The 1960-nt window shown below is 48.5% G+C and carries 1 protein-coding gene; it reads right to left on the reverse strand.

Going from position 1 to position 1960, the window contains the following annotated elements; all coding sequences use genetic code 11:
• The coding region (gene scpA / locus A3757_RS17655; protein WP_068740016.1) for a methylmalonyl-CoA mutase at positions 1-1790 on the reverse strand (1790 nt) is incomplete at its 3' end.
• Positions 1791-1960: the final 170 nt, after the last annotated feature.

A 1960-nucleotide genomic window follows, 5' to 3' on the forward strand; every position in this document is an offset into this window, starting at 1 on the left:
TGGCCCATCTTGCAAACCAGCATTCTAGGTCGTCGACCTTGGGCTTTCTCAAAGGCTTCAATATCAGACTGTATTGCTTGCCAGTCTTCATCGCCCTCATAGGAGACGCCGTAAACGCCGCTAATAGTGCGAGATTCGGCCTGAAAACGTCCGTATATTTCTTCCAGAGCATCAGAAATTTCGCCAACAGTCGCGCGTAAGCGAGCAGCATTTACGCTCAATTCTAGCAAATTGCCTTCACCTGTTTTCGCCGCCTCAGTCAAGGCTGTAAGCGCTGCTTTAACCGCATCAGAATCTCGATTTGTACGAATCGATTCCAAGCGCTTGATTTGTGACTCGCGTACAGCAACATTGTCTACTTCAAGTATATCCAGGTCATCTTCGTGATCGAGCTGGTATTTATTGACACCAACAATGACATCTTCACCGCGATCAATGCGTGCTTGCTTTTTCGCTGCACTTTCTTCAATTCGCATTTTTGGAATGCCATGTTCAATGGCGCTCGCCATTCCACCTTTTTCCTCGATTTCTTCAATTAATTCCCAAGCTCGATCAGCAATCTGCTGCGTGAGGCTTTCCATCATGTAGGAGCCCCCCCAAGGGTCTGCAACCTGAGGAATGCCTGTTTCTTCTTGAAGGATGATCTGAGTATTTCGCGCAATACGAGCAGAGAATTCTGTTGGTAGTGCAACCGCTTCGTCCAGGGCATTGGTGTGTAGCGACTGAGTGCCACCAAATACCGCAGCCATCGCCTCGATGGTGGTACGAATCACGTTGTTGTAAGGGTCTTGCTCGGTCAAAGACCAGCCTGATGTTTGCGAGTGGGTTCGAAGCATAGAAGATTTGGGGTTCTTAGGTCTAAACTCGTCCATAATCTTATGCCATAACAAGCGACCGGCTCTGAGCTTGGCGATCTCCATATAGAAGTTCATGCCAATGCCCCAGAAGAAGGAAAGGCGAGGCGCAAAGGCATCGACGTCCAAACCAGCTTTCAGTGCAGTTCTAACATACTCTCTGCCATCGCTAAGTGTGTAGGCTAGTTCCAGCGCTGCATCAGCACCGGCTTCCTGAATATGGTAGCCGGAGATTGAAATGCTGTTAAAGCGAGGCATGTTCTCGGAGGTGTAGCCGATAATATCGCCAATAATCCTCATGGATGGTTTTGGTGGGTAGATATAGGTATTGCGCACCATAAACTCTTTCAGAATGTCATTCTGGATAGTGCCTGAAAGCTGTTCTTGTGAAACGCCTTGTTCTTCTGCTGCAACGATGTAGCTAGCCAGGATTGGCAAGACTGCGCCGTTCATGGTCATGGATACCGATACTTTATCAAGCGGAATGCCGTCGAAAAGAATTTTCATATCTTCGACTGAATCAATCGCCACACCTGCTTTACCTACATCACCCGTTACGCGTGGGTGGTCTGAGTCGTAACCTCGGTGAGTCGCTAAATCAAAGGCAACTGATACGCCTTGTGCACCGGCAGCCAGGTTTTTGCGATAGAAAGCATTTGACTCTTCTGCGGTGGAAAATCCTGCGTATTGGCGGATGGTCCAGGGGCGGCCGGCGTACATCGTTGCCATTGGGCCACGTACAAAGGGAGCCATACCGGGAAGTGTCTGGGTGTGAGGCAGGTCTTTTGTATCTTCCTCGGTATAGAGCACCTTAACGGGAATACCTTCTGGCGTCTGCCAGGTCATTTCATCCGGACTGACCCCTTTCATTTGTTTGGTCGCAAGCGCTTCCCATTGCTCGAGTTGTGCGGCTAAATCAGGCTTTTTATCAGACATAGTATTTCTCGTTAAGTAATAGCTGCTCTATTGTTATGCTTATGTAAGTGCTTACTGACCCATGGGTTGGTTAAGCTCTATTAAAATGCCGTCGGCACTTTTTGGGTGGATGAAGATCACTTTACAATTGTGCGCACCAGGTGAAGGTGCATCGGAAAGGAATTGATAAC

This window comes from Oleiphilus sp. HI0117 (genome assembly GCF_001635235.1).